Raw genomic sequence first — 26462 nt, forward strand, 5'->3', positions numbered from 1 at the left:
ATAAGAACAGAAATCTATATACGTGCAAGGCATTCTCTTTGATCTAGAGCTCCGAAAGGAAATAGCTTCATATGAAGAGATTCGAGAATGGGGTAGATTGGACGGTGCTACAGTATGTTAAATCGATAAAGAAATATATGTACACTTAAAGATCAATCTGGTGCCTGGCGTCGTCGAAACACCCATTCTTACAAAAAATCTGATAAGCGTACTTATGTAGGTGTTGGTTATTGAGAGTTCTGTTGAGGCGATGAATTTTCTAATGTATGGATCGCCTGCTGCATTGGAGCCCTGGTCAAGGAGATCGACACGGTGCACACGAGGCGCTACGTCAGCACGAGCGTATTTACAACGGGATGGCGTCAGCGGTCCTTTTTTTTCTTACCCGCAGCGAAGCACCGGATGCCGCCGATTCGCTGCTTTTGACGCTGTGGCTGCCAATGGCCCCAGCTGCTAGCGAGTCTCGTAACGCCCCAGCGGCTGTGACGGTGTGATGGTCGATCCGGTGCATCATAGGGCAGTTTCCGCCCCTCGCAACCTCCCGAGAGGCCCAATCATGGTTTTGCGCTGACTGGCTGTTACCACCCAACCATTTGCACTCGACTAGAGGATTTTTCAGCCAACGAGTTGACCACGTTGCTTCGGTCATGGGTAGCCCTACGACAGGTATGCTAGATAAAACTCTACCACGCGTGCTCACGTATTTGACGATCAATTGCGATAAAGTTCCTTGCCACACACAGAAGTTTCAATGGCATTTCCGTCGGGTTCCCATTACTTTGCATTATATATGCGGAGGAAAACATTCATATGAATATATTTCTAACAATTTGTAATTATATTAAATATTATAAGTTTTCTAAATTAAAATTGTTATTTGCGACAATGGTTATTATCAGTGTAGGTGTCGCCCATGCAACTTCGCGCCCGCCTGAGCCACTCTTTTTGCAGCAATATAAATCATTCACTAACGTGTTAATCGGGGGAGACGATCTGTTTCTCGATACTCGCGGTAATGCCACGAATTTCGTGGCCTTGGTTGAAGCCGAACACGATAGTGGCTTAGGCACTTCCTACTGCACAGGGGTTGCCGTTGCCTCAGATGTCGTCTTAACTGCTGGCCATTGTTTGCGAGATGTTCACTCCGTCCGCGTAAAAATTGTGAGTGCTGAGGAGCCCATGGACTACGAGACTGTTTTGGCAAGATCAACTCGTATGCATTCCATGACAAACGGAGGGCACCCGGGGGAAATGTACAGTAAATTTTCGGAGGATAGGGTCTCAGACTATCATGATATTGGTGTCATAATCTTAGAATATCCGTCAATCTTTGCCGTTCCGATTAAAATTGTTCCTTTCGACTTCAATGTCGAAGACATTGAAGATCCTCATCTTTTCATTTTTGGTCGGACACGGGATGCAAGACACGTTGACACTGGGAGAATTTCCTTTGTCCGGATTAGCCCCCCGGCTCCCTTCCGGGGTGGCAAAAACTATTACAAGACACCGCTGGATTTAACTTCCAATGGGATTCAAGCGGTTTGCAAGGGAGATTCCGGCGGCCCTGTAACCGTTTCTGCCAAAAATGCATCAGGTGATTACAACCACTACCTGATGGGTATTTTTGTGATGCAAATAAGGCCTGTTTTGCCTCGGGATCTGGACGGTGCCCTATCTGTTTTCAATGATAAAAGCCTTATACCACAATGCGGCACGGCCGCGGCGTACGTGAACATTCAATCGGAAGTAAGCTGGATTGAGTCCGTCTTGGTAGAAATGGACCCTCTAAACGTCAGAAAGCTTGACGTCTTCGGACGGTAGATGTGTATCGGCGAAATGCCCGTCTGTTAGTTGGACACGTAGCCGGAGGGAAACAACGGCGCCGATTCCTTGCCGTGCAGAGCGGCAGGTTCGTGCTTGGGAAGAACGTTGATATGATTGGTTCCCGAAATACTCCGGGTGCCCACAGCACCCGCGCCACGCCGGTCGATGGCGGCTTCATCGCCTCGGTGACCTTGGGATGATGGCCCTCCCAGACAGTCGTTGGAACACCACACCGAAGACAGGTCAGCGCGGCTATGATCCTTATTGTTCTTTACCCGCATACAGCTCTCACGGACGTAAAATCGCCGTGCCGCTTTACATTTTCGCGGTCCATTTGAGCGCGAGTGCTTTTACCCTTCGCAACGGATGACGTTCCGCAACCAGTCTTTGTAGAGCAAACCTCCACCTTTACTGAGTGTTCGCAGATATTTTCACATTCGACATTTTTGTAGGACCATGTGCCCAATACGGCATGGTCAGTGTGTGTATTTGACCCCGCAAACCTGATTCCGCACTTCACGCAATCTTGCCCTTGTGCATTTACGACGTTGCATTGTCCGCTGGCCGTTTGGCTATGCCCAACTTTGGGTTTGACTGAATTTTGATGTGGTTGAGAAGTTGTTGGATCCGTTACCGCCGTAGGGTGAGATTGAGTATCCTGTGGAGCAGCTGGTTTCCCCCGAAGGGCTTGCAAATTACGCAGTCTTTGTTCGAGATGTGCCTGAAACTTTAATTCATAATTTTTCGCGATTGCCTTCCGTTCCGTCCAATGAGCCCGCGCTTGGTCTTCGGCTTCACGAAGTCTCGCGCACTGCGGTTTTAAAATTTCAAGTTTTTTCAGGGCTTTAGTCGGGCATTCAAACTTCTGGTCCGCATTCTTTTTGCAATTATTTGCTATTGTATCTTCATAGTCTTTAACGCAATCATTATTTAACAATACATACTTGTTGACCATAGGAACTGCTTCATTTGCCAGTTTTATCAACCGGTTAGCTTCTTCAAATGAGTATTCTTGAGCATAAGCGTTGGAAAAGGTTAGCGTCATTATCAAAGCAAAAATTACTCTCACGTTGTTCTATCCTCAAGTGCAATTCAGTTGATTCTATTCTGAGCAAGTGAGCCCTGCAGTCAATAGGATGAACCACCTCTTTAAGTGGAAAATTGGTTAAGCGCCTTTACTGACCGCTTGGCTTAACTGGACACCTCTATTTACCGGCTGCCTTTGATTTGATGGGTGTTTAGAGCCGCCTTCCAGGTGAACTTGGCGAGAAACCGTTCGCATTGGATTATGATTGCCGCGTCAGCGGCATGCATTTCGGCCTTTCGGCCACCGTGTGTCACGCGGCCTGCGGTTTTCCGGTCAGCCAGTAAGAACCTGACTCGAAAAGGTTTCAACAATATCCGTACCTTGCCAAGCGTCGTGTCAGGACCCGGATGTGGGCGATAGTGATCCAGGCCTCGGCTGATGCGACGGACTTTTCCCAATCCTTCGCCAATCGTCGGCATCTGCCAAGCCATGCGAAGGCGCGCTCCACGACCCAGCGACGCGGCAGAACCTCGAAGCCCTTGGCCTTGTCAGTCCGCTTGACGATCTGGAGAGCGAACGCAGCGATCTTTTGCAGTGCGCCCTTCAGCTTCGGTCCGGTATAACCACCGTCGGCGAAGATATGTCTCAGCCACGGCCAGCGCTTGAGAATGGTTTTGAGGACGGCAGGTGCACCATAGCGATCCTGAATATCGGCGCTGTGAACCACGAGGCCGACCATCAGTCCGAGCGTGTCGACGACGATATGACGCTTGCGTCCCTTGATCTTCTTGCCCGCGTCATAGCTCGAAATTCCGCCGCTTTCCGTGGTTTTCACGCTTTGACTGTCGATCACGCCCGCAGACGGCGAGGCTTCCCGGCCTTCCAATTCACGCGCCTCCATCACAAGATGACGGTTGATCCGACCCCATAACCCTGTCGCTCGCCATTCGTAGAAATAGGACTGCACAGTTGTAAAAGGCGGAAAATCCCTGGGCATCATCCGCCACTGGCACCCCGTCGTGGCGATGTAAAGCAACGCATTCACGACCTCGCGAAGATCGGTGCTGCGCGGCCTGCCCAGCCGCCTCGGTCCAGGCAGGCAAGGCGAGATCAATCCCCATTCCCGGTCCGTCAGATCGCTTGCATACCGCATTGCGCGTCGGGCATATTGCCGACGGGTGAAATCAGTCCAGCCCATTGTGGTCTCCGTTCGTCCTAAGCAAACAAACAGAATCACAACTGGCTGATTTCACTCAACTCTTTTTCGGTCAGGCTCTTAGATTGGGAAGCGCCGATCTTTAACTCGATGGCAACAACCAATTTTGCCCCCGGCACGATCAGAAGAAGATCAATATTCCTCCATTCGCGCCTAACCTCGACAACCTCTATATCCAGGAGATGGAGGTCCAAGGGGGTGAAGCCAGCCGAAAGACCCTGCTCATGACCGATGCGCGTTGCAGACATTAAAAACGTCCTCAAAATCGCACCCCTGAAACCATGAGGCCTATTTGGGTTCAGAATATACGACAGGAAATTGGAATGGCGAATTTCGGCGCTGACCATTCCCACTGCCTCAAACGGGCAGAAAATATCCAGCGACTTTTCCAATTCTTGGAATTCGGCGTCCTCATTATTAGCTCGCTAAGGCGCAGAGCAATGTCTTCCAAATGATCACCGTGGTGTGAACGCTGTAGATAACCCACCATGCATTTATTTGTTGTTTCGTCAGTTTCGATCACTTCGTCTCGGAACTTCTCCCCGTTTTTTTAGTCGCGTCACCGTCAGTGTCAGCGTTGAGCTTCTTTGGAGGAGGCGGGAGGGTCAACCCGCGAACTAACGCGAAGCACTGAAAGAGTCCGATGGAATACGTTGCATATTACCGCGTCTCGACCAAAAGGCAGGGTCGATCCGGATTGGGCTTGGACGCTCAGCAAGCCGCTGTGAATCTGTTCCTCGAAAGTTCCGACACGATCATTGCCGAGTTTACGGAGGTCGTTTCGGGACGAAAGGAGAACAGAGAGCAGCTTCAAAAAGCGATGAGGCTGGCCAAAGCAAAGGGGGTGCCGCTCTTGATCGCAAAGCTTGACAGGTTTTCACGTAGGGTCAGTTTCATAGCATCGATGATGGAGAGCGGCGTTCAATTGACGATCGCCGAGATGCCACGGGCGACGGAGTTTCAGCTCCACATATTTGCAGCGTTGGCTCAGGAAGAAAGACGCCTGATTTCCGAGAGAACAAAAGCAGCACTCAGCCAAGTCCGAAAGCGGGGAACGCTGCTTGGACAACACGGTAAACAGCTGGCATTGATAAACCGAGATTTGGCCGATCAATTTGCGGTTTCGCTCGTCAAACATCTTCCCAAGGACTGGCAGACCCTAAGTCTTTCGACGATCGCGGGCGTTCTGAATCGGAATAACGTTAGGACGAGAACTGGATCACGATTCTATCCGCAGACAGTGAAAAACTATTTAGCGCGGATGAACACCGAATAATCGGCTGGCGTTGCACGTTAATCTGTAAGAATGTCTTGCAGCATCGTATTTCAAAAATGAATTGCGGATTGATCCAATGCTCTTTCGGCTTGCGATTGTTCTTCTCAGTTTTTTTCTATGCGGACCATCATTCGCTGAGCGCAAAGTTGCACTGTTGATCGGGAACAGCGCTTATTCTGGCGGTGCAGCAGTCCTGAAGAACCCCTCAAACGACATTGATATGCTGAAAACAGTGCTCCAACGCGCGGCTTTCGAAGTATATGATTTCAAGGACCTATCCCGCAGTGCGATGTCAGATGCGCTCTCGGAATTCGAAGAAAAGGCAGCAGGTGCAGATATCGGTCTGGTCTTCTACTCTGGTCATGGACTTGAGCTGAACGGCACGAACTACCTGCTTCCGGTCGATGCCACGTTGGCGTCAGACCGAGATGTCAAATACGAAGCCCTCGAACTTGACGATGTTCTGCAATCCCTTTCCAAGGTGGTCAAACTGAAGCTTGTCCTCCTGGACGCGTGCCGGGACAACCCATTCCTTGCGAAGATGAAGCGGGTGGCGACACGAGGCGTTGCGACGCGAGGCCTGGCGAGGCTCGACGATATCTCGACTGATAGCAACCTGCTCGTCGGGTATGCCACCGCTCCTGGACAAGTCGCTTTCGACGGCGCCGGCACAAATAGCCCCTACACAATCGCTTTGGCACGACACCTCGTAGAGCCGGGGATCGAGGTCGAAACCGCCCTTCGTGCGGTGGCTAAAGACGTCTATCAATCGACGGGCGGCAAACAACGGCCTTACAAAACGGGTTCGATCCTAGACACTGTGATGCTGGACGACAGCCTTCCGAGCTCCTCTTCGCCCATTCAATCTGATCCTTGCCGGGATGCTCAAGCTCACTGGAATGCAGTCCGCGATGGACACGACGTGAAGCTCCTCGACGAGCATTTGGCTCTGTTCGGAACCTGTGCGTTCGCAAATCTCGCCAAGCAAAGGCTGTCGCAAATTCGAGGACGGGGAAACGCACCTCTTGCAACACAGTGCGACCTGCTGGTTGCGGACACGACTGATACGATGCGGCTTGCCACTATCGGGGGTGTGGAATTTGGGCAAATTCGCATGCCAGAAGCTAAGGTTGCTTGTGAGACGGCGGTCAAGGAATTTCCTGACGTGGCGCGGATGCAATTTCAATATGGAAGGGCGCTCTCGAAAACGAAAGATTTTACAGTGGCCATGGAATGGTACCGGAAAGCTGCCGAAGCTGAGTATCCGGCGGCCATGAGAATGGTAGCAATTCTGTTTCGAGACGGCTCTGGTGTCGAGCAAGACTATTCTCAGGCAATGACCTGGTTCGGGAAAGCAGCGGATCGCGGCGACTTTGAAGCGATGAAGGGAATCGGCGATCTTTTTCAAAAAGGCCTCGGCGTGCCCGTCGACTTAACTGCTGCCACGACGTGGTACAGAAAATCAGCTGACGCCGGAAGCGCGTCTGCAATGCTTGAAGTGGCAACTATGAACCAGGAGGGGAAAGGCTTACCGCGCAACATGAGCGAAGCCTTAAACTGGTATCAGAAAGCCGCTGATCTCAATAACGTCTCCGCAATGACCAGCTTGGCATTTCTTTACCAAACAGGTGAAGGTGTGCCCCAAGACTACGCGCAGGCGGCAAAGTGGTTTCAGAAGGCGTCCATAAAGGGTGATCCGATGGCAATGGCATATATGGGGCTTCTCACCGCGAATGGATTAGGAACTGAGCGCGACCCGAAGGAAGCAGCCCGTCTTGTCGAAGCGGCGCTGCGAAAGGGCAACACATATGCGCAGTACCAGATGAAGCAACGTTCCGGAGGCTGGCCTGATGATTTTCGGAGAGAGCTTCAACAGCGCCTTCGAGACGCCCGCGTGTTCCCGGGCAAGGCAAATGGAAAGTTCGGACCCAGCACATTCTCAGCAATCGATACAATCTTCGGCAAGAGCGTGAAGAACTAGGCAAAATGGTTCAGTCCCACTATCGTATTGTTTGTCGCCCGTGACGTCGTCTATAAGCGGGCGGCCACAGAGCCGAGCCGGACCGCTTTGAAAATCGCGATTTTTAATGTCCAAGGGAATACAGTACAGGATGTAGAAAAATGGCCTTTCGTTGGTTCAAGGTTTGGAAGAACTCCTCACATCCTTCGGGCCTCATCCAGAGTCCAAATCCCCATCCTGCGCGTCCGAAATCCCCTGCAGTAACGTGTTTCGCAGCATTCTAGCGGTCCTAAATCACACTGCGGACTATTCCATAGGTGCGGATGAAAACGAAATCGCGTGACCCGATCCGCGAACAGTGGAAACCTACGTCCGCCGGGCCGATCGGTTCAAAGAACATGCGGGGGATGGGTTCCTTTAATTAACCGCGTTTTAACAGTTTTTCGACCGCTTGCTCGATTGCGCTGACCGGATACTCGAAACCATTGAAGAGCCCGCATACTTCAGTTGTTGCTTGCTTCACATATGGAGCTATTGCGCTGACTGGCGTGTCAAACGGAACAGCGACAAACCCAGATGCGATGTCATCATAAGCCGCGCCCCAAGGTGAGAAGTATCGCCGATCAGCCCACGATTCTAGCGTTCGTCCTTTCATTCCCTCCCATTTAAACTCGAAGCCTAATGAGGAGTGCTCATTTGCCCCAAGCGCTCTGGCAAAAACTAATCCTACCGCTATAGTTTCTGCGACCCGATAGATCATAAGACCGGGATCAAAAACCTTCAGTGGCTCTACTTTGTCCGTTAAATCATCTTGCAAAGCGCGCCATAGATAGAATTCGCCCTTTGCGTGGACACGATAAAAATCAGCGTGCCTCGACCAACTGCTACTTTCATCGCTGAGCAGGACCGTTTCCCAGGCTTTGTCCCGCTTCCGTGGCTGAGACTCTGGTGCTGCTCCGCTAGAATCGAGCCACACTGGCCAACCTGTGTACCTTGGATTGGCGGCCGCCAATGTACGCAGAAACTCAAGAGAGGAATCTGTTGGAGGAAACGGCGGATCGACTGCAAGTCCAACGCTCCAAGCGCCAAACTTGCCGAGCGCGGCGGCTTTGGCCGTGTATTCATCCACCAGAAACGCGTCTTTGCGACGCTCATCGCCCTCTCGGAGCACCTGTTCGGCTCGTTTTCTAAGTCGGACATCAGGAGGTTCCGCTGGGGTACCGAATAGCGCGCCCGCAGTAGTCCCCAAGTGTCGGCGAAGAAAACGCCCAATGTCGGCTTCTCTGTTGTCGAAACAGATCTCGACGATATCGGCCCAATCGCTGTATCGAGCAGGAGATGAGCTTGGAACGCCGCTTGCGTTCAATGTACGAAAGTAAACAGCGTGCTGCCTAATAAGCGATTTCCCAGCGACACTCAGTTCTTTCGATGCTGCAACGGGAGCTGTCACGCCTCCAGCAACCGCAATCACTGGAAAAGCCATTTCCTCACGCTTTCCGAAGGCGACCGCTACCTCAAAGGCGACAGACGAATACTTAGAGACGATTGATTGGATGACGTCGATGTGGAATGCGGCTTTAACGTCAGTAGGCATACCGTCAGTCGTCGGCTCAAGGCTGGTATCGTCAAGCCCGATCACCAAGTAGCCCCCGTTCCGGTTTCTCAAGGCCATGCACGCAATCGCAATCTTCGAGATACCGAGAACGTCCGTTGGATCAATCCACCGCTTTATTTCCACATTCAGCGCTTCGGACGGAGCGTTGACAAGGCGATCCGCAATCTCCTGTGAAATTTCCACTGCCAATAGATCACCCTCGGTAACCGTTATTCTCGCTACTAATTTTCCGCCTACTCGCAGCCGGTTCCATCATTGTCACGATCAAGACCATAGATGTCTGATCCGACTACTGTCACCGGACCCTCAACATACGCAGGGCCGTTTCCGCTGCTGGCGCAGTCGACATCGCTGGCAATTGGCACACAAGGATCGTAGTTTGGATCACATTCCTGGGCTGCAAACGAACCGCTATATCCTGCGAAGAAAACCAGTACGACCGCGCTGGAGGCCCGTGGGTTCACTCCGCAGAATACTTCTTCGCGGTCGCTCGTAGGCGTTCCGTGTGGTCGTAAATTTGGTCGAGCGAATCGATGATCACCTCAGTTACCATGGTGCTGGAATGCGGCTTCACGCGCTCAGATATGGCGCGCAGGCTTTTATCAATCGTGCTCATCAGTCCCCCAACCCGTTATTAGTGCAGAGTTGCCGAACTGCAAGCGAAGGTCAAGCGGACTTCTTCACAGCGATAAGGGGATTATCGCTAGCCGACTTGAAGGGCGGCACTGGTCAATCTGTTTGTCGACTACAGTTCGCTGCCCGCACTGGCCGATCCTATCAAGGAACACTGCCCGATCGAGGAACGAGAGTCCTCAGAAGGAACCGGCGGCCGCCAAGGCCGCACAAGACGCTGCAAGCCGGCAGCCGCCGCGAACTAGGCAGGTTTAGTCTTGGTTGGAGGCTCTTTCCAAATGACATTTGCGCGTCGATTAATTCGACGCCAAGTGCTTTCGTCCAGATCAGAAAAGTGCTTGCGCCAATTCTCTTCCAGGACGTCGTCGCCGACGAATTTCAAACTGGCCAACCCCGCCCAATAGGGAAAGTTGCGCGTGTAGTAGTGCCATACGAACGCTATAGGCAGAATCATTAGGAAGGCGACTCCATCGGCGACTACTAACCCCGCAGAAGAAAGCAGTTGCAGAAAAAAGCCCGCAAGCAATTGCCAAAGGCCGAATTTGGCGTCGATTCTTTGCTCACAAAGGCCTCTTACCGCCGGTGGACTCGAACCCCAATACGAACCCGAACGCATGGACAAACTATTGTCACTCATTAAAAGTCCCTTGGACAGAAGGATGCCACCGGAGATGTCCCAGCATATTCCGGCAGCACTGAGCCATGTTGCAGTCGTCGCGGACCATTCCATCATTGTCGCCCCCATTATCTCGTCCATGCGATCACACGCGACGTCACAATGCAATTCACAGACACAGCAGCCGACTTGGAGCGAGGCAAATTTTTTTTTCTACAGTGTTGAAACTATCGCGGGAGTTGGCATAGCTCGATCCTGAGAGCCTTATCGAGCGCCTCCTTCCTGCCGGACTCGCCTCCTGAAAGGCGCGTCAAAAAACAACCATAGCGCGGAACCGCACCGATTTGAAAATCGCGATTTTTTAATGGCCATGGAAATCGGGACCTGATGTAGAAACCCACATCCTTCCCGGCCTCGCCCACGGTCAGACTCCAGCCCGACCGTCGAAAGCACGGAAATAAAGCGATACGGAGCACCTAACGGCTCGAATCGAGGCGGGGGATCATCCATTGGTGTGCATCCCATTGATCGTCTGGGCTTTGATCGATGGTCATCATCGTCGCTAGCCCTGGGTTGATTGGATGGGTTGCTGGGTGACCTAGCTTGACTCAGCTTCTCGTTGTGACACGGTGTTTTGACGGTCGCTTAGGGGGAAAACGCGATGAAGTTTTTGTGTGTTTGGGTGATATCGTGCTTTCTTCTTATTGGTGGCTCTTCCAGTGCGTCCGCCCAACGGAGAGTTGCACTTGTTATTGGAAACGGTGCCTATATTTCGATGCCTCCGCTGTCTAACCCGGTCAATGATGCTGTTGACGTATCTGAAAAACTGACGTCGCTTGGATTTATCGTCATCTCCGGTTTCGATCTTAACCGTGCGGAAATGGAACGGAAAATTCGTGAATTTTTTGACGGAATTTCCGGGTCTGATTTAGCTCTGTTTTACTATGCTGGCCACGGACTACAGGTCGCCGGGCAGAATTACATGGCGCCGGTCAGCGCCAATCTTGCCTCGCAGGACGATTTACCTTTCGAAACAATCTCACTCGATATGATTTTGACCACCATGGAGCGAGAGGCGAAGTCGAACCTTGTTTTCTTGGACGCATGCCGCGATAACCCGATCGTTAGTGCCCTGGGAGCGGGCCGATCGGCAGGTGCGAGCAGGGGCTTAGCGCGAGTGGAATCCGGCGTAGGAATGATGATTTCCTACTCAACCTCACCCGGACAAATTGCTCGCGATGGTGCTGGTCGGAATAGCCCATATACCGAGGCACTACTAAGACATCTGGGCGAACCTGGAGTCGATATTGCGTTGACGATGCGCAAGGTGCGGAGCGACGTCCTAAAGGCAACGAACAATAGACAGCTTCCGTGGGAGGTAGCATCGTTGACGGGAGATCTGGTGCTGGGGCCGAATGATGGGACTATCCAGCTCTCTGAAGGGCCAACAAGCGCTACGGAGCATCAAGTCCGGGCACCGAGCGCAGAAACTAGATTGCCCCTGTCTTCTCTTCCCGGTGAAAAGAAAACGGTGTTCCTCTACGAGGAGCGATTCGGAAAATCGGAGCCGACAGCCATTCAAGGCAATGTGGTGTGGTCGGTTCGAAACCAATCGCCTGGCGGCGATGCAAAACCGGAACCGGTTATCCAAGCCCAGATCAATGTGCCGGACCGCGCCCTGACGGCCTTGCTAACGATCAAGCGCAATGCCGATTTGTCGCTGCCGGCCAGCCATGTGATCGAATTCGTGTTTTCACTGCCCGAGAATTTCGAAGGAGGCAGCATCGACAGCGTGCAGCGTGTGGCGATGAAGCTCAACGAGCAGGATCGCGGGGACGCGCTGATCGCCGTTCCGGCCAAGATCACCGAAGACTTTCACATGATCGCGCTGAACGACTTCCCGGAAGCGCTGACTCAAAACATTGCGCTCCTTCGTGAGCGCAATTGGATCGATATACCAATCACATACCACAGTGGGCAGCGCTCATTGTTGACACTAGAAAAGGGTGCTGCGGAGATGAAAATTTTCTCCCAGGTGCTAGACATCTGGAGCACAGAACTGACAGCAGGCGCCAAATAGGCGACAGCGATCCGATTCACGCGGTGCCTCGTGAAAGCGCCATGGTACTGCACTGCGCGGTATGATCGCCCATCGCCCTTCGCCTCGTCGAGCCGCTCCGATTTGAAAATCGCGATTTTTAATGTCCCCGAGAAAACCGGACAGGATGTGGAAAAAAGGCCTCTCGTTGGTTCAATGTTTGGAAGATCTCATCGCATCCTTCCCGGCCTCACCCACGGTCAAATCCCATCCTGTACATCAAAATGCACTGAAATAACGCGATTTTGAGCATCCTAACGGCTCGAAACCACACAGCGGAATCGTCCATTGGTGTGGGTTAAGAGCAACGTCGCGAAATTGCTCATTTCCAAGGCGCTTTTCTCCGACTTGCGAGACCAAACAAATTTAAACGTGCGTAGTAACAATCATCCTATCTACCATCAGCGATAGGGTCTTTCCATCCTGCAACGGAGCCATCTTCATTTTCCAACGTCTTGCCCGACAAGCGGCTTAGTTTCGAGCACCTCGTTGGTACAGCCTTAGGTTGGAGGCGAATTTCACTATAGCCGCATCGCGCTTTCCCTAACATCCTTACCCGCCTCATCAACGCTCCAGGTGCCTTCCTCCGTGTCAAAAACGATCAAAATGATATGTTTTTGAAGCATCCTGACGATCGACTGAGACACTGCGAAACATTCCACTTTTAAAGCCAACGAAAAAATGCCTGTCCAAATCTTCTTTCACTGCATCGTGACGTTTTGCGAACCGCATTATGCTGTCAAAGGCGAAAGTGGCGACTTCGTCTTCCGGCGAGGGGGACTGCGGGACGTTTGCCGGTGGACCCTCACGCCCTTCAGGATACACAAGGATGCTATCGATGAAATTGCGAATCCAATTAGCTATCTGGATTCGAAGGTTGGCCAACGTTGCGTGGTCGTCTGTTGCAAGGTTGGCCATGAGGTCGAGCACATCAGCTTTGTCCAGCTTGCTAGCACCTCTTACATCGGTGATCGCCTGTTGGTTCGTCGCTATTTGGAGCTTCACCTCGTCAATTTGACGCGTGAGGCCGTCCATGCGCTCTGATATGTAATCAACCGACGTCGAGGAGTTCGCGAGCATGTCGAATGCGCGATCTCTCTGGCTGGAAAGCCGGTCCATACTTCCTGTTAAGGCAAGCCCCTTTTCTTCAAGCGAGCGCTGCTTGTCGGATGTCGCTTGCTCGTTCCGGACGTCTTCGACATTCAGTTCCTTTACGAAAAACAGGAACGCTTTTTCGAAGTGATCGAGCTGCCATAGACCTGCGGTACAGCCGTGCCCACGTCGCGCGTTATCGCACCGCAAATAGACACCGCCCTTTGGCTTGGGGCCTTTGTCGACCACCATTATGTTTCCGCCGCAATAACCACATTTTGCGATGCCCTGGAATAGGTTCGTGAATGATCGGCCTTTTCGTCCTGCGCCTTTCAGCAATCGGTTTTTCCGCCCTACCTGCACCCTGTCAAAAAGGTCATGTTCTATGATCGCGGGGAAATAGCCGGTTACCGGATCGCCGTCGGGTATGCGCTTTCCGTTGACATAATGATGCGGTTGAAACTCGCCGAGCACCGCACGGTTAGTCAATATTTTTGTGATGTATGACTCATACCACCCGTCAGACACAATAAACGTCGGTTTTGAGGCTAGGTTGAACATACGCGCAATCTGATACGAGCCGCGCCCTCTCTCCGCCTCTTGGAAAATCTCGCGGATCACAGCAACTCTATCATCGAGCAGCTGAAATGACGTTCGATCAGCCGATAATTCCAGCCATGCCGGAGCAACCTTCGTTAATTTGAAAGACGAAGCGTTTTTACGCTTGTTTGACCAGGCAGCGGAGACACGTATGCTTTTCGTCTGAGACTCCTCGAACGCCCGGCTCATGATGACAACGGATATAATGATGTCCGAAAGGTCGTCGCTTCCAGACCTGTAAACCCGTCCATCGGTCAGGGTTACTATGTGAACGCCAGCTTCTAAAATCTGCAAGAATAATGCGGTCGCTGTCTGCGGCCTCTCTCTGCTCAACCGGTCCAAAGACTCGACGAGAAGATATGAGCCCTTGGGTATCAGCTGACTTTCCACCGCCGTTAAGAATTGACCCAACGCGCCCTGCGAAACGTTCAATCCCTTGAAAGCAGATACCCCGAGGTCTTGGAGTTTGAAGTCCCGGACGAGTTCTAGGCCATTCTCGGTAGCATATGCTTCCGAAGCTTCTGTCTGACGACGAAGACTATCGCCTTTGAGCTGGATGTCGGTGGACATACGAATGTAAGAATAAGCGCGAGGTTTCGACATATGATCTCCGTTGAGATCACCGCGTACACTATAAATTAATCCACCTCAACATGTGCATGCCGACTTTTCCCGGTGCAACCATCACCTGAACATCGACAGGCACGCCCTCGATGCCCTGAAATGCAACCGTGCTGACACGCGCGACCATGACTGCCCCTCTCGCCGCGAGGCAGGCCGACAACCCACCACCACAACCTTCTCCGGTTGTGGTGTAAAATCTTGCACGAATAACGGAATAAAACAAGAACAATTATCGAACGGATTCGCCCTGCACAAACGGCCAGGTTGCAGACTGGTTGTCCTTCCGGAACGAAGCAGAACAACCGTGAACATCCGGAGGGTGAAATCAGGTTGCATCGGCTGAACCGGGGCGACTATCCGCCCCGGTCCGTTGAAGACGCAGTCAGGCGCGCTTGCGCTCGATCGCGTCCCAGAGCAGGGCGGCAATATCGGCGCCGCCGAATTTCTTGACTTCGCGAATGCCGGTGGGAGACGTGACGTTGATCTCGGTCATCACGTCGCCGATCACGTCGATGCCGACGAGAAGGAAGCCGCGCTCGCGCAGTGCTGGTCCGATACGGGCGCAGATTTCCTTTTCACGCGTGGTCAGTTCGGTCGGCATCGGCGTGCCGCCGGCATGCATGTTGGAGCGGGCGTCGTGTTCAGCCGGCACCCGGTTGATCGCGCCGACAGGCTCGCCATCGACGAGAATGATGCGCTTGTCGCCCTTGCGCACCGCCGGCAGATATTCCTGGGCGATGAAGGGCTCGCGGAACATCTGGCCGAACATTTCCAACAGCGACGACATGTTGCGGTCGTCGCGGGTCGAATGAAAGACGCCGGCGCCGCCATTGCCATAGAGCGGTTTCAGGATGATGTCGCCCATTTCGGCGCGGAAGCTGGCGATCTCGGCCGGATCGCGGGTGATCAGCGTCTTTGGCATCAGGTCGGGAAATTCGGTGACGAAGATCTTTTCCGGCGAATTGCGCACCCAGGCCGGATCGTTGACCACGAGCGTCTTTGGGTGGATGCGCTCCAGCAGATGCGTCGAGGTGATATAGGCCATGTCGAAGGGCGGATCCTGGCGCAGGAGCACCACATCCATGGTCGAAAGGTCGATACGTTCGGCGTCACCCAGCGTGTAGTGATCGCCTTTGACGTCGCGCAGCGTCATCGGCTCGACCGTGGCGATCACCTTGCCGTCACGCAGCGACAGCTGGTTGGGCGTACAGTGAAAGAGCTTGTACCCACGCGCTTGCGCTTCAAGGCTCATCGCGAACGTGCTGTCGCCAGCGATATTGATGCCGGAGACATGATCCATCTGGATCGCGACATTTACGATTTTCGCCATGAGACATTCCCTGTTGATCGTCTGCATCGTTGAGAGAGCTTGTCTATATCAAATGGCATCGGGGACGCCATACAGATTTCTGCCGCCGTCTCCATCGAACACGCCTTGCCGTTCACGCGGCGGCTTTTTCACCCGTGGTTTGCGTCATCTGCATGTCTGCCGGGGCTTTTGCCTGGCAGGGTCGGCCGGGGCACATCGGGTGCCGCAGTAGATAGTAGTAGGTGACACACGGTGTGCCCCGTTTCAGTGTCTTTTGCCGCGCTTCTCAGGTTCTTCTGCGCTTTCCTCTCTGACGGGAAAGCCTCCAATGCCCCAGCCCGGCCGCTTATCCGCTGGGCTTTTCAATGAGGCGGGGTTTAGCCCTGGACCGTCCAAGGACGGTGTGACCACCCGGCACGCCCGGTTCGCTTTCACGAACCGGAGGAGAACCGCCTTTCACGCAGCCCCGGGAATTTCGCGCGCGTTTCGCCAAACCATCCGGGCACCGGCCCCATCTCGCCGGCAACGCAAACCGGTGTATCCGTGATGGGACGGAAAGAAGTATGGCACGGGTTTTAAGGGCGGGGATTTGCGGGGATGAAATTTTTTTGAAAGCGGCAGATGACCAGTGGAGGTTGTGCGCCGGGAGCCGACATCGACCCACGTGCGACAGATGACCGACCGCTCCGATTCCGGGTTTCCAAATCCTCTCGATTGGCGGCCAAATCTGACCAACTATCGCTTGGTAGATTCCTGATCACGCTTGCAGTAGCTAACCAAAAACGCTCGTGCAACGACATCCGCTAAGCAATGGTTCGACACACTCGGTCCTGAAGACAGCCATTTCTTATAAGCGTCTGCTTGTGCACGTCCGGGATGGCTGAGACTACGAGAGCGGAATCGGTATAGGTCCTTAGCATGCTCCATGACGTCGGAAGATATGGACAAACGGGTCGCGACCTCCTCAATGCTCGGCAGGGTATTGGAGTAGGAAATGTCCCTTAGCTTCGTGGAGGCCTCACGAATCGCCTTGGGTTTGTCGGCCAGCTTTGGAAAAAGCTCAGAGAATTCCTTCGTGAAGGCACGTTCGGCCTCCTTGATTTTGTCAGCTTGTTCCCTTCGGACGCGCTCCATGACACCATTAACGATGGCTTCCATGCACAGGACATAGTGTTGAAGCGTAGACCGCTCCAAAGGCTTGGCTCCGGCTGTGGATTGTAGCTCCCAAGCCGTGAGTAGATGGATGTATGCGTTCTCGGCGGTTTTGTCCTTTTCGATAGCGTCATACAGCCGTGCCGCGATTTTCAGGTCACCGGGTTCTAGGGTGTCCGGCTCTTGGAGAGAGAACCCATTGACCGATTGCGACCAACTGGTGACCTCATTGTCCTCATCGGCCCGGCGGAGTTTTCTCAGTTCAGCATGATACCGGACACCCGGCACTGCGAGGCTCAAGCTGGTCAGAAAGCGGTCAGCCTGTTGCTGGGCTAAGAGAACTGCTTCATCTGCGTCTTTAGCTTCGACATTTATCTGCATTTTGTGACGGCTTTGGACCTCATCGCGTGGTGGGTAGCGGACCACAAACGAATCTGAGCTGAAGGCAATCTTTGGCGCAGGGGCTCGATGGCCCTTCATCTCACGGAATGATCCCTCGCTAAGAGGAGAAAGGACAATGTCCTTCCTAACCCAAGCCTCGGTGCGTAAGAGTTTTGGACCTGCGATGGCCCACCACGTTTGCCAAAGATATTTCTGCACACTCTTGGTCATCACCTACAGCATCGAACAGCCAAAATCGAACATCGCACCTTAGAGACACAGCATTTGATTCGCTATTCTCCGGCCTCCCGCATCGGTAATTACCGAGATGCGGACGCAAGGTCGTCGTTCAATGACATACACTTGATGTCCGCAACGGGCCTAAACCTGCCAAATTCCTTCGGCAGTCCCGCGCCTAGGAACGGACGCGGCACTGCAATTCTCATCAGAAGCCCAAGGCCGGTGGCAGGCCGCATGGAGATTGATCAGGTCAGCCGTCATGCTGCGGTCTGTCTGACGTCATCGGAAGGCTTCACGAAGCCGAGAATTTCACGGTCACGCCGCGTTGCCGGAAGTAGGCCTGCATCAGCTTCCTGCCAGAACGGTTGTTCTGCACCAGCCTAGCCGGGTCGAACAGGGCTTCTTTCAGGCCTGCGTGCATCAACGCTGCCTTGAGATTTGCAATATGCAGGTCGATGTCGGCATTGTCCGCCTGGAGCGATTCATAAATGCGGTTTGTTGCATCTGCTACGGTCGGTTCGCTCACTAGTTACACTCCTGTTGTTGTTTGGCTGGCGCTTACCGCATTTTTTGGCTCGACGCTATCGCGGTGAAAAATGCTGAAGTCAACGGGTGACGATGGATGGGATCAGTGCGTCGGCTTTCGAACATACGGCACCGGAGCGGACCAGCGGGAACCGGCCCATGCGGCCGAGACGCCGGGGCCGCTTCGCGCCGGGTGCGGACGTCTTGCGCGCACCCGCTCTTGCTGTCAGCGGACAGGCCACAAGTCACCCGGCTGTACAGGTGTCAGGTTGACGGGACAAGCAGGGCGCGTTTGCGGCGTGAACGCTTCCTTCCATTCCGCTTGCGATTTGCAAACAGTTGCGATAGCGTTCGACCGGTTGCAAACTAAAAGCAGTTTAATCTGAAAACCTACCATGAGATGGGGCCGGTCATGGGCAAACTTATCCTGGGAATGAACGTCTCCATCGATGGCTATGTCGATGACCTTGCCGGAAATCTGGTCATGGGCGCACCAAGCCGGAAGCACTTCGATTACTGGATTGAGACGATTCGCAGCCATGCCGGCGCTGTGTATGGCCGGCGGATGTACGAGGTGATGCGCTACTGGGACGATGATCACGCGGAATGGGATGTTTCGCTGCGCGAGTTCGCGGCACTCTGGCGCAAGCTGCCCAAATGGGTCGTTTCGCGCACGCTTTCAGAGGTCGGCCCGAAGGCCACGCTCATCTCCGGCGATATTGAAAGGCAAATTCGCGAGATCGTGGCCCGCACCGACGGTACCCTTAGCGTTTCCGGTCCGGAACTGGCCGGCCTTATGACCCGGCTGGGCCTGATCGAGGAATATCATCTGCACGTGAGGCCGTTCGTGCTCGGCAAGGGAAAGCCTTTCTTCCACGAGGCAAGGGCTGCGCTGCAACTGGTATCGAGCACATTGATCGATGACGATACAGTGCATTTGATCTACGTACCGAAGGGCTGAACGATAAGGTGCTTCAGCGCCAAGGCGAACCAACACGGACGTCCGCGACGGGCCGGCAGAGCCTTTCCGCCTTTCGTGATCATGCATCCGCGACCTCAAATCTCTCCACGCGCCTTCCCTCGGATACCGCGAACGGCTGTGCCAGACGTTTGCCGCTCTGGGCATCGAAGAAATGGAGGCGCTCCGGCGCGATGGTCAGCGCCATCGTTTCGCCGATCTCGATCTCCGGCGACAGCGACGCCGTCAGCTTCTTGCCGTCGATCGTGCCGTGCACCAGGCGCTGGGCGCCGAGTTCTTCGATATAGTCGACCTTCTGGGTTAGCGACGGTTCGCTGGGGGCAGCAATCCGCAGGTCCTCCGCGCGGATGCCGACGGTCACCAGTCCCGGCATGCTTGCCATGCGGCCCGTGTCGAGCACCTGGCTGCCGAAATGAATGCGTGTTCCTTCGCGCGTTGCCTGCACGAGGTTCATGGCCGGAGAGCCGATGAAGCTGGCGACAAAGGTGGAAGCGGGCGTGTGGTAGACGTCGAGCGGCTTGCCGATCTGCTCGATTTCGCCACCATTGAGGACGACGAGGCGGTCGGCCAGCGTCATGGCTTCCAGCTGGTCATGGGTGACGTAGAGCGAGGTGGTGCCGAGGCGCTTTTGCAGCTGCTTGATCTCGCCGCGCATCGAAACGCGCAGCTTGGCGTCGAGATTGGACAAGGGTTCGTCGAACAGGAAGGCGGCGGGTTTGCGGACGATGGCGCGGCCCATGGCGACGCGCTGGCGCTGGCCGCCGGAAAGCGCGCGCGGCTTGCGGGCGAGATACTGTTCGATCTCCAGCATGCGGGCGGCTTCCGCCACGCGCGCTTCGATCTCCGCCTTCGGCGTGCCGCGGTTTTTGAGGCCATAGGCCAGGTTGTTGTAGACGGTCATATGCGGATAGAGCGCATAGTTCTGGAACACCATGGCGATATCGCGCTCGGCTGGTTCCACGTCATTGATGACGCGGTCGCCGATTTCGACGGTGCCCTTCGAGATAGCCTCAAGGCCCGCCACCATCCGCAAAAGCGTGGACTTGCCGCAGCCGGACGGGCCGACCAGAACGATGAATTCGCCGTCGGCGATGTCGATGGAGACGGATTTCACCGCCTCGACGCCGCCTGCGTAGATCTTCGAAACATTGGTGATGTTGATCGCTGCCATGGTGGCGTTCCTCTACTTGTCGCTTTCGGTGAGGCCTTTGATGAACCAGCGCTGGAAGATCATGACGATCATCACAGGCGGCACCATGGCAAGGATCGCCAGGGCAAAGGCCTCGTTATAGTCGGGAATGTTGGAGCCGACCCAGACCAGCAGGATCTGCTTGATGCCGCGCACCAGCGTGAAGAAACTCTCGTCGGTGGTCATCAGCGTCGGCCAGAGATACTGGTTCCAGCCATAGACGAACATGATGATGAAGATCGCCGCTATCATCGTCTTCGACAAAGGCACGATCACGTCGATGAAGAACTTGAAGGGTCCGGCACCATCGATGCGGGCGGCTTCCAAGAGCTCGTCCGGGATCGATTTGAAGAACTGGCGGAAATAGAAGGTGCCGGTGGCCGACGCCAGAAGCGGCACGATCAGGCCGGTATAGGTGTTGGTCAGCTTCAGCGTGTTCATCACCTCGTAGGACGGCAGGATGCGCACTTCGAGCGGCAGGAGCAGCGTCGTGAAGATCATCCAGAATGTGATGGTGGCAAAGCGGAAGCGGAAATAGACCAGCGCATAGGCCGCCAGCATCGACAGGATGATCTTGCCGGCGGCAAAGCCGATGCCGAGGATCAGCGAGTTCATCATCATTCTGAGACCGGTAATCTTGCCGGTAAAGCCGCCCTGCTTGGTGAGCACGGTCGTGTAGGTATCGATGAAATGGCCGCCGGGCAGGATTTGCAACCCGTTGCGATGGATATCGGCTGCCTCGTGGCTGGAGGTCATCAGGGCGACGAGCAATGGCCCGACCATGAAGAAGACGCCCATCATCAGGATGACATGGTCGAAAAGTTTCGTGCGATGCATGATCTCGCCTCCGCTCAATTATAGTGGACGCGCCGCTCGATGAAGCGGAACTGGAAGATGGTGAGCACGAAGACGATGATCATCAGGATGACCGACTGGGCCGAGGAACCGCCGAGGTCGTTGCCGCGGAAGCCGTCCATGTAGACCTTGTAGACCAGCGTGATCGGGTTGTTGGCCGCCTTGTCCTTCACCATCACGTCGATGACGCCGAACGTGTCGAACAGGGCGTAGGTGGTGTTGATGATCAGGAGGAAGAAGGCGGTCGGGGCCAGCAGCGGCAGGATGACCGTCCAGAAGCGGCGGAAGCCGGAGCGGCAATCCATCAGCGCTGCCTCGCGAACCGAGACCGGAATGCCCTGAAGGCCGGATAGGAAGAAGATGAAATTGTAGGGGATCTGTTTCCAGACCGAGACGACGATCATCGCGAAGGCCGTGTCGTTGTAGTTCAGCCCGACCTTGATATCCCATCCGAAGAAGGCGGCAAACTTCACCAGCGGACCGATATGCTGGTCGAACATCATCATGCCCATCAGCCCGGCAACCGGCGGGGCGATGGCATAGACCCAGATCAACAGCGTCTTGTAGGTGGCATTGCCGCGGATGACGCCGTCAGCCTTGACGGCGAGCAGCAGGCCGATCGCCAGCGAAAAGAAGGTGACGAGTGCTGTGAACACGGCGGTGAAGCGGGCAATGCCCAGATATTCGCCGGATTTCAGCACGTCGGTGTAATTGGCCATGCCGACGAAGGTTGAGCCGAAGCCGAAAGGGTCCTCAAGGTAGAAGGACGAATGGATCGCCTGCACCGAGGGCCAGTAGAAGAACACGAAGATGATCGCCATCTGCGGCGCAAGGAAGAGATAGGGCAGGAACCGCGAGTTGAACTGCACGCGCTTGGCGTCGGTCTCTTCAGGCGGTCTGCTGGCGGATTTGTTCAGGCCGAACATGCGCCAAAACCCGCCTGGGACGGGGGCCGTGAGTGTTGCGGACATGGCCGAAGATGAGGGCGTGTTCGTCATGGTGTGGCCTTAAGGGCAGGGGAAGTGTCGGCGGGCGGGAGGCAAACTCCCTCCCCCTTGTGGGGAGGGTTGGGGAGGGGACTTCCTTTAGAAAGAACCCCTCCCCGTCGCTTCGCTCCGACCCTCCCCACAAGGGGGAGGGAAAGATCAGAGATCAACCAGCCGTCTTTGCGAAACGGGCAAGCAGTTCGTTGCCTTCCTTCTCGATCGTGTCGAAGGCGTCCTTGACGGTGACTTCGCCCGAGAAGATGCGGCCGTATTCGCGTTCCATGATTTCGCGAATCTGCGGGTAGAAGCCGAGGCGGTAGCCCTTCGACCATTCACCGGCCGGCAGCATCAGCTGCTGGATGCCGACTTCGGCAGCCGGCTTCTCGGCGTAGTAGCCTTCCTTCTTGGCAAGCTCGTAGGCTGCCTTGGTGATGGCGACGTAGCCGGTGGCCTTGTGGTAGAAGACCTGGATTTCCGGCGAGGTCAGGAACTGGAAGAAGTCGGCGACGCACTTGTTTTCTGCTTCAGGCTTGCCGGCCATTGCAAAGAGCGCTGCACCACCGATGAAGGACGAGGTGCCCGCACCCTTGATCGAACCCCAATAGGGCAGGAAGGTTGCCGAGAACGGCATCTGGGCCGTCTTCTGCAGGCCGCCGAACGAGCCGGACGAACCGATCCAGAGGGCGGCCTTGTTTTCTTCGAACATCTTCTGGTTATCGTTCCAGCCGGCACCGTAAAAGGCGAAGTAGCCTTCGTCGGCCCAGGTTTTCAGCTTGTCGAACATCATGATGAGGTTCGGGTCGGTGACCTTCAGCTGGGTGTCGGTGACGCTGTCATAACCGTTATTGTTGGTGGCGAACTGGATGTTGTTGCGCGAGAAGAAGTTCTCGGTGAACTGCCAGGTCAGCTGCGACTGGACGAGCGGGATGTAACCGGCTTCCTTCAGCTTCGGAGCGGCAGTTTCGAATTCTTCCCAGGTCTTCGGGGCTTCGACGCCGGCCTTCTTCAGGGCTTCGTCGTTGATGTACATGATCGGCGCCGACGAGTTGAACGGCATGCCGACGAACTTGCCGTCGCTATCGGCGTAGAAGTAGCGAACGCCGTCGATGAAGGCTTCGCGGTCGAACTTGTAGCCGGCATTGTTGATCAGGTCTTCGGCCGGGATGACGGCGCCCTTGGCATTGATGATCGTTGCTGCACCAGCATCGAAAACCTGCAGGATGTTCGGCTGTTCGCCCGAACGGAAAGCGGCGATGCCGGAAGCCAGCGCTTCCTCATAGGTGCCCTTGGAAACCGGGGTCAGCGCGCAGGCGGTCTGCGAGGCGTTGAACTTGGTGGCGATCTCGTTGATGACTTCGCCGTTGCGGCCGGCCATGCCGTGCCACCAGCTGATATTGGTCGCGGCAAACGAGGAGGTGGCGGAGAAAACCAGCGCGAGGCCGGTCATCGTGTATTTCCTGATCATGGCAGTTCCTTTCACCAGGTTTAGGGTGAGGAACCGGCTAAAGCCCTTTCATGACATCAGCATAACGCTTTTATGTCGGGACGATTACAACTGTGCACAGCTGTTCAAAAAGCATCCGCAAGATGGACCGGCCAGCGCCAGGGCGTGACGGAGATTATGTCATAGCGGACTGAAAGAGCGGTAAAATCCGGCTGTTTGGCGAGCCAGAGGTCGCTTGCGGCGCGGATGCGGCGCTGTGCAAAATCGGAAACGGCGAATACAGAATCTTCAAGCGAGCGGCGGGCCTTCACCTCGACGCAGGCGATCAGATTGCCCTTGCGTGCAATGATGTCGATTTCCCCGAGCTTCGTGCGGTAGCGGAACGCGACGATGCGGTAGCCCTTGAGGAGGAGGCAAAGGGCGGCGCGATATTCCGCAAGCGCGCCGCGCCGCAGCGCCTTCCGTCTTTTCTGGTCCGGTGGCTCAGCTTTCATCCCGGTCTTTGAGCTCCAGCAGCCGGTCGTAGAGTTCCTTGCGGTTGAGGCCGGTCTGTTTAGCAGCCTCGGTCGCTGCCTTGCCGGTCGACATGTCCTTGACGAGTTTCAAGAGGATCGCATCGACATCGTCGGCCTCCGGTGCCGCCGGTGCGTCCGGCGGACCGATGACCAGCACGATCTCGCCCTTGACGGTGGCGCCTTCGTCGTAGAACGCCTTGAGTTCGGCCAGCGTGCCGCGGCGGAATTCCTCGAAGGTCTTGGTCAATTCGCGGCAGACCGAGGCGCGCCGTTCACCGCCGAGCACATCATGGGCCGCAACGATGCTGGCCGCGATCCGGTGCGGGGACTCGAAGAACATCAGCGTCGCTGGAATATCGGCAAGCTCGGCAAACCGGTCGCGGCGCGCCTTGTCCTTGGAGGGCAGAAAACCTGCAAACAGGAAGGCGTCGTTCGGCAGGCCGGACCCGACCAGGGCTGCCAAGGGCGCCGAAGCGCCAGGGATCGGCACCACCCGGTGCCCGGCCTCAATGGCGATCTGGCCCAGTCGGTAGCCGGGATCGGAAACCAGCGGCGTGCCGGCGTCAGAGACAAGCGCAACGGACTTGCCCTGGTCAAGTGCGGCCAGGAGCTTGGGGCCGACTTCGTTGGCATTGTATTCGTGATAGGCATAGGGCCGGTTGACGATGCCGTAACGATCGAGCAGCACGCGGGTGACGCGGGTGTCCTCGCAGGCCAACACATCGGCCCCGGCCAATGTTTCTAGGGCACGCAGGGTGATGTCGGAGAGATTGCCGATCGGCGTTGCGACCAGATAGAGCGCCGGTTCCAGCGGCCGTGCGGGCACCGCGACATTGTGCAGGCGGTAGCTCTTCTGCCGCTCGTTCGTCTGCGTTTCGCCCGATGCCTGCTTTTCCAAAACGCTATGCCCTCATGCCTTTGTCCGCCGTTGAGCCGGCGCCCGGTCTTTATGGGGGAGCGGCAGCACTTCAGCAAGAGCAGCGAATTTGCGGCAACGCAAACATTACTGGGGCTCAACCACCGTTACCCCTTGCTTTTGACGGCTTGTTTCTGCCATTTTGCCCGTCCACATCTTCCCCGTCCGAAAGGGGACACTTCAAAAGTTCAAGCCGGGAGGCGCGGCCCGCCCGGCGATGGTTGAAAGCGGTAGCATCTCATGCGCATTACTCTCGAGCGGTCCAATCTCCTGAAGTCGCTGAACCACGTTCACCGCGTGGTCGAGCGTCGCAATACCATTCCGATCCTCTCGAACGTGCTTTTGCGCTCCGACGGTGCCAGCCTTGAAATGAAGGCAACCGACCTCGACCTCGAAATCACCGAGGCAACCCCGGCGCAGGTGGAAACACCCGGTGCAACGACGGTACCCGCCCACCTGCTCTACGATATCGTCCGCAAGCTGCCGGATGGCTCCGAAGTGGCACTCGCCACCAATGCCGACGGCACCGCCATGACCGTGCAGTCCGGCCGCTCGAAATTCTCGCTGCAATGCCTGCCCCAGTCCGATTTTCCGGATTTGACCGCCGGTGCCTTCACCCACACGTTCCGCATGAAGGCGACGGACCTCAAGATGCTGATCGATCGCACCCAGTTTGCGATCTCGACGGAAGAGACACGCTATTATCTGAACGGCATCTATATTCACACGATCGAAAGCAAGGGGCAGCTGAAGCTGCGCGCTGTGGCTACCGACGGCCATCGTCTCGCCCGCGCCGATCTCGAAGCCCCGTCGGGCTCGGAAGGCATGCCGGGCATCATCATCCCGCGCAAGACCGTCAGCGAATTGCAGAAGCTGGTCGACAATCCGGATGTCGTCGTCACCGTCGAAGTGTCGGATGCGAAGATCCGCCTGACGATCGGTTCGATCATCATGACCTCGAAGCTGATCGACGGCACGTTCCCCGATTACCAGCGCGTCATTCCGGCCAATAACGACAAGGAGCTGAAGATCGATTGCCAGTCCTTCGCCCAGGCCGTTGACCGTGTTTCGACGATTTCGTCCGAGCGCGGCCGCGCCGTCAAGCTGGCGCTGTCGGACGGACAGCTGACGCTCACCGTCAACAACCCGGATTCGGGCAGCGCCACGGAAGAACTCGCCGTCGGTTACGACAGCGATCCGCTGGAAATCGGCTTCAACGCCAAGTACCTGCTGGACATCACCGCCCAGCTGTCCGGCACCGATGCCGTCTTCATGCTGGCCGATGCCGGCTCGCCGACTTTGGTGCGCGACATGGCGGGCGATGACGCTCTCTATGTTCTGATGCCGATGCGGGTTTAGGCCCGGTAGATATTTGAAATCGAAAGCGGCC

The 26462-nt window shown here is 55.4% G+C and carries 21 protein-coding genes and 3 pseudogenes; 7 read left to right on the forward strand and 17 right to left on the reverse strand.

Annotation, left to right across the window (positions count from 1 at the left end; genetic code table 11):
• Nucleotides 1-810 precede the first annotated feature (810 nt).
• Nucleotides 811-1821, forward strand: coding sequence for a trypsin-like serine protease (locus ACP7E6_RS17850; protein ID WP_426231073.1), 1011 nt, complete (start codon nt 811-813; stop codon nt 1819-1821).
• 274 nt (nt 1822-2095) lie between these two features.
• Here ACP7E6_RS17850 and ACP7E6_RS17855 read toward each other — a convergent pair whose 3' ends face one another.
• From ACP7E6_RS17855 to ACP7E6_RS17865, 3 genes are all read right to left on the reverse strand, one after another.
• A complete protein-coding gene (locus ACP7E6_RS17855) occupies nt 2096-2893 on the reverse strand; it encodes a hypothetical protein (RefSeq protein ID WP_426231074.1) in 798 nt (265 codons plus the stop codon).
• Between the two features lie 322 nt (nt 2894-3215).
• Complete coding sequence (locus ACP7E6_RS17860; protein ID WP_426231075.1) at nt 3216-4049, reverse strand: IS5 family transposase; 834 nt, start codon at nt 4047-4049, stop codon at nt 3216-3218.
• Nucleotides 4050-4084: 35 nt separating this feature from the next.
• Nucleotides 4085-4459, reverse strand: a complete 375-nt coding sequence (locus tag ACP7E6_RS17865; protein ID WP_426231076.1) for a PD-(D/E)XK nuclease family protein — start codon at nt 4457-4459, stop codon at nt 4085-4087.
• 251 nt (nt 4460-4710) lie between these two features.
• Between ACP7E6_RS17865 and ACP7E6_RS17870 the strand changes: the two genes are divergently transcribed.
• A complete protein-coding gene (locus ACP7E6_RS17870; protein WP_426231077.1) occupies nt 4711-5343 on the forward strand; it encodes a recombinase family protein in 633 nt (210 codons plus the stop codon).
• A gap of 76 nt (nt 5344-5419) precedes the next feature.
• Nucleotides 5420-7324, forward strand: a complete 1905-nt coding sequence (locus tag ACP7E6_RS17875; RefSeq protein ID WP_426231078.1) for a caspase family protein — start codon at nt 5420-5422, stop codon at nt 7322-7324.
• 400 nt (nt 7325-7724) lie between these two features.
• Here the strand turns inward: ACP7E6_RS17875 and ACP7E6_RS17880 are convergent, their stop codons facing one another.
• From ACP7E6_RS17880 to ACP7E6_RS17890, 3 genes are all read right to left on the reverse strand, one after another.
• Entirely contained in the window at nt 7725-9107 is a 1383-nt protein-coding gene (locus ACP7E6_RS17880) for a hypothetical protein (protein ID WP_426231079.1), read from the reverse strand.
• Nucleotides 9108-9378: 271 nt separating this feature from the next.
• Nucleotides 9379-9534, reverse strand: coding sequence for a hypothetical protein (locus ACP7E6_RS17885; protein ID WP_426231080.1), 156 nt, complete (start codon nt 9532-9534; stop codon nt 9379-9381).
• A gap of 258 nt (nt 9535-9792) precedes the next feature.
• Nucleotides 9793-10284, reverse strand: coding sequence for a hypothetical protein (locus tag ACP7E6_RS17890; protein WP_426231081.1), 492 nt, complete (start codon nt 10282-10284; stop codon nt 9793-9795).
• 544 nt (nt 10285-10828) lie between these two features.
• Here ACP7E6_RS17890 and ACP7E6_RS17895 point away from each other — a divergent pair.
• Nucleotides 10829-11557: pseudogene (locus tag ACP7E6_RS17895) on the forward strand (caspase family protein); the annotation flags it as partial.
• A gap of 120 nt (nt 11558-11677) precedes the next feature.
• Nucleotides 11678-12247: pseudogene (locus ACP7E6_RS17900) on the forward strand (hypothetical protein); the annotation flags it as partial.
• 609 nt (nt 12248-12856) lie between these two features.
• On the opposite strand, the gene ACP7E6_RS17905 reads toward ACP7E6_RS17900, so the two are convergent.
• From ACP7E6_RS17905 to ACP7E6_RS17925, 5 genes and pseudogenes are all read right to left on the reverse strand, one after another.
• Entirely contained in the window at nt 12857-14560 is a 1704-nt protein-coding gene (locus tag ACP7E6_RS17905; protein WP_426231082.1) for a recombinase family protein, read from the reverse strand.
• 46 nt (nt 14561-14606) lie between these two features.
• A pseudogene (locus tag ACP7E6_RS17910) lies at nt 14607-14708 on the reverse strand (ATP-binding protein); the annotation flags it as partial.
• A 255-nt stretch (nt 14709-14963) separates the two neighbouring features.
• Nucleotides 14964-15911 (reverse strand): glutathione synthase, encoded by a 948-nt coding sequence (gene gshB / locus ACP7E6_RS17915; RefSeq protein ID WP_426231083.1) that lies wholly within the window; start codon nt 15909-15911, stop codon nt 14964-14966.
• Between the two features lie 714 nt (nt 15912-16625).
• Nucleotides 16626-17654, reverse strand: coding sequence for a hypothetical protein (locus tag ACP7E6_RS17920; RefSeq protein ID WP_426231084.1), 1029 nt, complete (start codon nt 17652-17654; stop codon nt 16626-16628).
• Nucleotides 17655-17955: 301 nt separating this feature from the next.
• A complete protein-coding gene (locus ACP7E6_RS17925) occupies nt 17956-18189 on the reverse strand; it encodes a hypothetical protein (RefSeq protein WP_426231085.1) in 234 nt (77 codons plus the stop codon).
• Between the two features lie 411 nt (nt 18190-18600).
• Here ACP7E6_RS17925 and ACP7E6_RS17930 point away from each other — a divergent pair, with 411 nt between their 5' ends.
• Complete coding sequence (locus tag ACP7E6_RS17930; RefSeq protein WP_426231086.1) at nt 18601-19149, forward strand: dihydrofolate reductase family protein; 549 nt, start codon at nt 18601-18603, stop codon at nt 19147-19149.
• Nucleotides 19150-19228: 79 nt separating this feature from the next.
• On the opposite strand, the gene ACP7E6_RS17935 is transcribed toward ACP7E6_RS17930, so the two are convergent.
• The 6 genes from ACP7E6_RS17935 to rsmI form a co-directional block, all read right to left on the reverse strand.
• Complete coding sequence (locus tag ACP7E6_RS17935; RefSeq protein ID WP_426231087.1) at nt 19229-20338, reverse strand: sn-glycerol-3-phosphate import ATP-binding protein UgpC; 1110 nt, start codon at nt 20336-20338, stop codon at nt 19229-19231.
• A gap of 12 nt (nt 20339-20350) precedes the next feature.
• Nucleotides 20351-21193, reverse strand: coding sequence for a sn-glycerol-3-phosphate ABC transporter permease UgpE (ugpE, locus tag ACP7E6_RS17940; RefSeq protein WP_113246747.1), 843 nt, complete (start codon nt 21191-21193; stop codon nt 20351-20353).
• A 14-nt stretch (nt 21194-21207) separates the two neighbouring features.
• The gene (locus tag ACP7E6_RS17945) at nt 21208-22137 is read right to left on the reverse strand and encodes an ABC transporter permease subunit (RefSeq protein WP_426231088.1); all 930 of its coding nucleotides are present in this window, start codon (nt 22135-22137) and stop codon (nt 21208-21210) included.
• Between the two features lie 226 nt (nt 22138-22363).
• Nucleotides 22364-23662 (reverse strand): extracellular solute-binding protein, encoded by a 1299-nt coding sequence (locus ACP7E6_RS17950; protein ID WP_426231089.1) that lies wholly within the window; start codon nt 23660-23662, stop codon nt 22364-22366.
• A gap of 104 nt (nt 23663-23766) precedes the next feature.
• Nucleotides 23767-24135: a YraN family protein gene (locus ACP7E6_RS17955; protein ID WP_426231090.1), complete on the reverse strand. Its 369-nt coding sequence runs from the start codon at nt 24133-24135 to the stop codon at nt 23767-23769.
• The gene (rsmI, locus tag ACP7E6_RS17960) at nt 24125-25054 is read right to left on the reverse strand and encodes a 16S rRNA (cytidine(1402)-2'-O)-methyltransferase (RefSeq protein WP_426231091.1); all 930 of its coding nucleotides are present in this window, start codon (nt 25052-25054) and stop codon (nt 24125-24127) included. The genes ACP7E6_RS17955 and rsmI overlap by 11 nt, the downstream gene beginning before the upstream one ends.
• A 258-nt stretch (nt 25055-25312) precedes the next feature.
• On the opposite strand from rsmI, the gene dnaN reads away from it, so the two are divergent.
• Nucleotides 25313-26431 (forward strand): DNA polymerase III subunit beta, encoded by a 1119-nt coding sequence (gene dnaN, locus ACP7E6_RS17965; RefSeq protein ID WP_426231092.1) that lies wholly within the window; start codon nt 25313-25315, stop codon nt 26429-26431.
• The last annotated feature ends 31 nt before the right edge of the window (nt 26432-26462 follow it).

The sequence above is a fragment of the Pararhizobium sp. DWP3-4 genome (genome assembly GCF_049898205.1).
In the GTDB taxonomy this organism is placed as follows: domain Bacteria; phylum Pseudomonadota; class Alphaproteobacteria; order Rhizobiales; family Rhizobiaceae; genus Pararhizobium.

Bases quoted from the DNA above. Each gene is read 5' to 3' on its own strand.
- ACP7E6_RS17850 (WP_426231073.1), top strand. From the start codon at position 811: ATGAATATATTTCTAACAATTTGTAATTATATTAAATATTATAAGTTT.
- ACP7E6_RS17860 (WP_426231075.1), bottom strand. From the start codon at position 4,049: ATGGGCTGGACTGATTTCACCCGTCGGCAATATGCCCGACGCGCAATG.
- ACP7E6_RS17870 (WP_426231077.1), top strand. From the start codon at position 4,711: ATGGAATACGTTGCATATTACCGCGTCTCGACCAAAAGGCAGGGTCGA.
- ACP7E6_RS17875 (WP_426231078.1), top strand. From the start codon at position 5,420: ATGCTCTTTCGGCTTGCGATTGTTCTTCTCAGTTTTTTTCTATGCGGA.
- ACP7E6_RS17885 (WP_426231080.1), bottom strand. From the start codon at position 9,534: ATGAGCACGATTGATAAAAGCCTGCGCGCCATATCTGAGCGCGTGAAG.
- ACP7E6_RS17890 (WP_426231081.1), bottom strand. From the start codon at position 10,284: ATGATGGAATGGTCCGCGACGACTGCAACATGGCTCAGTGCTGCCGGA.
- ACP7E6_RS17905 (WP_426231082.1), bottom strand. From the start codon at position 14,560: ATGTCGAAACCTCGCGCTTATTCTTACATTCGTATGTCCACCGACATC.
- gshB (WP_426231083.1), bottom strand. From the start codon at position 15,911: ATGGCGAAAATCGTAAATGTCGCGATCCAGATGGATCATGTCTCCGGC.
- ACP7E6_RS17920 (WP_426231084.1), bottom strand. From the start codon at position 17,654: ATGACCAAGAGTGTGCAGAAATATCTTTGGCAAACGTGGTGGGCCATC.
- ACP7E6_RS17930 (WP_426231086.1), top strand. From the start codon at position 18,601: ATGGGCAAACTTATCCTGGGAATGAACGTCTCCATCGATGGCTATGTC.
- ACP7E6_RS17935 (WP_426231087.1), bottom strand. From the start codon at position 20,338: ATGGCAGCGATCAACATCACCAATGTTTCGAAGATCTACGCAGGCGGC.
- ugpE (WP_113246747.1), bottom strand. From the start codon at position 21,193: ATGCATCGCACGAAACTTTTCGACCATGTCATCCTGATGATGGGCGTC.
- ACP7E6_RS17945 (WP_426231088.1), bottom strand. From the start codon at position 22,137: ATGTTCGGCCTGAACAAATCCGCCAGCAGACCGCCTGAAGAGACCGAC.
- ACP7E6_RS17950 (WP_426231089.1), bottom strand. From the start codon at position 23,662: ATGATCAGGAAATACACGATGACCGGCCTCGCGCTGGTTTTCTCCGCC.
- ACP7E6_RS17955 (WP_426231090.1), bottom strand. From the start codon at position 24,135: ATGAAAGCTGAGCCACCGGACCAGAAAAGACGGAAGGCGCTGCGGCGC.
- dnaN (WP_426231092.1), top strand. From the start codon at position 25,313: ATGCGCATTACTCTCGAGCGGTCCAATCTCCTGAAGTCGCTGAACCAC.